Source organism: Lapillicoccus sp. (assembly GCF_025353065.1).
In the GTDB taxonomy this organism is placed as follows: domain Bacteria; phylum Actinomycetota; class Actinomycetes; order Actinomycetales; family Dermatophilaceae; genus Lapillicoccus.
The window spans coordinates 1-3,106 of record NZ_JANXRJ010000148.1; the positions used below are offsets into that span (position 1 = coordinate 1).

General features: G+C 71.9%; 2 protein-coding genes and 1 pseudogene. All 3 read right to left on the minus strand.

Annotated features, from left to right (window positions below):
• Positions 1 to 39 precede the first annotated feature (39 nt).
• Positions 40 to 702 carry an ATP-dependent Clp protease proteolytic subunit gene (locus Q0R63_RS11665; protein ID WP_295697409.1) on the minus strand — a complete coding sequence of 221 codons (663 nt, stop codon included), beginning with the start codon at positions 700 to 702 and terminating at the stop codon, positions 40 to 42.
• Between the two features lie 29 nt (positions 703 to 731).
• The gene (locus Q0R63_RS11670; RefSeq protein WP_295697410.1) at positions 732 to 1,349 is read right to left on the minus strand and encodes an ATP-dependent Clp protease proteolytic subunit; all 618 of its coding nucleotides are present in this window, start codon (positions 1,347 to 1,349) and stop codon (positions 732 to 734) included.
• A gap of 233 nt (positions 1,350 to 1,582) precedes the next feature.
• Positions 1,583 to 3,106, minus strand: a pseudogene (locus Q0R63_RS11675) (hypothetical protein); the annotation flags it as partial.

Below are 3,106 nucleotides of genomic sequence, written 5' to 3' on the forward strand. Positions count from 1 at the left end.
CCCACAGGGGGTGCCGGCCCGTCCGCATACCCCTCGGGGTCAGGTCTGCAGCGAGCCCTTGCGGGAGAGCAGGACCTCGTCGATGAGGCCGTACTCCTTGGCCTCGGCGGCGGACATGATCTTGTCGCGCTCGATGTCCTCGTTGATCTGCTCGGAGGTCCGACCGGTGTGGCCGGCCAGCGTGTCCTCGAGCCAGGTGCGCATCCGCAGGACCTCGTTGGCCTGGATCTCGATGTCGGACGCCTGGCCGTAGTCACCGCCGCCGAGGGCGGGCTGGTGGATGAGGATCCGCGCGTTGGGCAGCGCGAAACGCTTGCCCTTCGCGCCGGCCGCCATCAGCACCGCGGCCGCCGAGGCAGCCTGGCCGACCACGAAGGTCTGGATGTCGGGCCGGATGTATTGCATCGTGTCGTAGATCGCCGTCATGGCGGTGAACGCGCCACCCGGGCTGTTGATGTACATCAGGATGTCGCGGTCGGGGTCCTGGGACTCCAGGACGATCAGCTGCGCGATGATGTCGTCCGCCGAGGCGTCGTCGACCTGGACGCCGAGGAAGATGATGCGGTCCTCGAACATCTTGGTGTAAGGGTCGAGCCGCTTCATGCCGTAGGAGGTCCGCTCCTCGAACTGGGGCAGGATGTAGCGGCCGGACGGCTGCGGCACGTGCAGGCCACCGCCGCCGTGCAGGTAGGGGTTGCTCATGTTGTCTCCCGTTGCTGGCATGTCAGACGTCACTTCTTGCCGGTCGTGGCGTCGCCCGTGATCGGGCTGTCCTTCGCGCCCAACCGGCTCTCGGCCTGCTCGGCGCGGCTGAACACGGCGTCGACGAAGCCGTAGTCCTTGGCCTCCGAGGCGGTGAACCAACGATCGCGGTCGGAGTCGCGCTCGATCTGCGCGAGCTCCTGCCCGGTGTGCTCGGCGATGAGCTCGGCCATCTGCTTCTTGATGTGCAGCATCTGCTCGGCCTGGATCTTGATGTCGCTCGCCGTGCCGCCGATGCCGCCCGAGGGCTGATGCATCATCACGCGAGCGTGGGGCGTGGCATACCGCTTGCCGGGGGTGCCGGCGCTGAGGAGGAACTGCCCCATCGAGGCCGCCATGCCCATCGCCACGGTGGCGACGTCGTTGGGGACCCACTGCATCGTGTCGAAGATCGCCATCCCGGCGGTCACCGACCCACCCGGGCTGTTGATGTAGAGCCAGATGTCCTTCTCGGGGTCTTCCGCAGCGAGGAGGAGCATCTGCGTGCAGATCGCGTTGGCGTTGTCGTCGCGCACCTCCGACCCCAGGAAGATGATCCGCTCCTTGAGCAGACGGTTGTAGATGTGGTCGTCCAGGCCGCCGGACATTCCTTCGCCGGCGGCGACGATCTCACTGCTGTGTGCCACCTTGGTCTCCATCGCTTGCGTCGTGGTGCTCGGCGTCGTGCGTGCTCCACCGAGCGTCCTGTCAGTGACCCTAACGTCCGGCCCCGACCGGGGAATCCCCAAACCGGCGGTGTTCGCCCTGAGCGCACTCCGCTCACTCTTGGCCGGCTCGGCATCGGCTGAGCCCGGTCGGGAACCGCTCCGCCTCGACCACCTCAGTAGCGGACCGCGCGGACCTGCCAGCTCGGGACCGCGTGGACCCACCCGCGCATGGTCGGGTCGGTCACGGCGGGGTAGGACTCGAACGAGCCGACGACGTCGAGCGTCAGGTCGGCCGGACCCGAGCTGCTCGCCAGCTCGAGCCGGCCGTCCGTGCCGAGCTCGGACTGGACCGGGCCGGCGACCACGGAGCCGGCCGTGACCGGGAGGGAGCCGTTGACGGGTCGGGCTCCCGAGCCGGGCCACAGGGCGAGGTCTGCCCCGAGCCCCGTGGTGCGGACGGTCAGCGTGCCGACGAGGCCGAAGGTGTTGTCTCCCGCGACGGCCGCGGGCGGGCTGAGCGTGCCCTGCCCACCCACGCCGAGAGCGTGCATCCCGACTCCCGTCGAGGTGTCGACGACCCGGGTGGGGACCAGCGAGCGGAACCGGAGGTTGGGTCCCAGCTGGCCGTCGTCGTAGAAGCCGATGAGGTCGACCCGGATGTCGGCGGGTCCGGCCGAGGCGTTGCGGATCTCGAGGGCGAGCAGACCGTCGCTTCCGAGGACGGCGGGGACGAAGGCGAGGTTGGACGCGGCGGAGCCCGGGGCGAGGGTCAGCGTCGGGGTGGCGTAGGGCCGGGTGAGCGGGCTCGGCGTGGTCGACGGCGTGGGGAGATCGGCGTCGCTGTCGGCGTCGCCCGTGGGCGGGACGGCCGTCGGTCGGGCACCGCCCGTCACGTCGACGGTGCCCGCGACCGTCGCCGTCAGGACGCTCGCCCGCACCGCGAGCGCAGTAACGTGCGGGGTGCTCGATCCGAGGTCGACGCCGAGGCGGATGGTCGTGCCCGCCGGGACGGGCACCAGCAGGGAGGGGTCGATCGTCGGCGCGCTGCTCGGCAGCCCGGTCGCCGATGTCCCCGTCGACGTGGGGCCGGCGGCCGCCGTGTCGCTGCGGCCGAGGAGTCGCACGGGGTCGAGGGGCTGATAGCCGCCCGGGGCGCCGAGGCGCGCGACGACGGTGTCGTCCGCGGCATAGACCCCCACGAGGTCGATGGTGACCCGGGCGGCGCCACCGGCCGTGGCGAGGTCGAAGCCCCCGGCCGGGTCGAGCGGGACGGTCACCAGGGTGGTGCGGCTGCCGCCGGCGGGCGCGGTCACGGAGAGGCCGGGGACGGCGGGCCGGCTCAGGAGGTTCGGGGCGTTCAGCGAGGTCGCCGCGCTCGCCGCGCTCGGCACGATGGGAACGCTCGGGACGCTCGGGACCGAGCCGGAGACCATCGGCCCGTCGGGCCCCCCCAGGGGTGCCCCCGTCAGGGGTCCGGCACCCGGGAAGGCGGTGATCGCGACCGCACCGGGGCCCGCGGTGGCGGTGAGGTTGACCACGGCGGCCGACAGGCCGGACGGGGGCACTCCGGGCACTCCCGCGACCACGACCCTGGCGACGACGCCGGGGACGGCGGCATACCCCGACGTGGCGGTGCCGAGCAGGCGTCGGGCGGGTGCGGGGTAGTAGGCGCCGACAGCCGACGCGGCGCTGAGGCC

Excerpts from the sequence above, each read along its gene's own strand:
- Q0R63_RS11670 (WP_295697410.1), bottom strand. The coding sequence starts at position 1,349 with ATGTCCGGCGGCCTGGACGACCACATCTACAACCGTCTGCTCAAGGAG.
- Q0R63_RS11665 (WP_295697409.1), bottom strand. The coding sequence starts at position 702 with ATGAGCAACCCCTACCTGCACGGCGGCGGTGGCCTGCACGTGCCGCAG.